This is a genomic window from Rhizobium sp. J15 (genome assembly GCF_002531825.1).
GTDB lineage: Bacteria > Pseudomonadota > Alphaproteobacteria > Rhizobiales > Rhizobiaceae > Rhizobium.
The window spans coordinates 1-506 of record NZ_NWSX01000119.1; the positions used below are offsets into that span (position 1 = coordinate 1).

General features: G+C 56.9%; 1 pseudogene. It reads left to right on the forward strand.

Going from position 1 to position 506, the window contains the following annotated elements:
- Positions 1 to 156: 156 nt before the first annotated feature.
- Positions 157 to 480: pseudogene (locus CO670_RS32415) on the forward strand (hypothetical protein); the annotation flags it as partial.
- Positions 481 to 506 lie beyond the last annotated feature (26 nt).

Genomic DNA, 506 nt, shown 5'->3' on the forward strand with positions numbered 1-506 from the left:
CCTCAACCTCGCAAGGCGGCCTTCACCGGGGGCTTACGCCGTATCCGAAACATCCTTTCTTAAACTCCACTCCTATGCCCGCTCGCCCTGGGCACTGGTGCCGAGAGAAACGAAATGAGCATGACCAAACAAGACATTTCATCACGTCGTTTCCAGAAGCAACGCAGGATCTCCTTACATCTGCCGGATGACTCCAGCCTGCCCTTTGCCAAGCGTGAAGAGATCCTCGATTGAGTGCGGCGGGTGATCATCTCCGGCTCGACAGAGTATCGTCGGTACCAGGCGGCGGCTATCAAACAACGTTACGCCATCCGCTTTCCTGGCGTGACTTATGGTGGCGGCGCTCTTTCACCTCGATCCTTCGCGTCGGCGGCCGGCGCCCATCAGAACATCGCCCAGGAGTTAGAGGATCCCGATCTGCTGTCTGGCGTTGTACATGCACCGCCGAGGCTTGCTATGGAAATGGCTGATCTAGGTCGCAGCGACGATTTAACTATTTGAGCCAG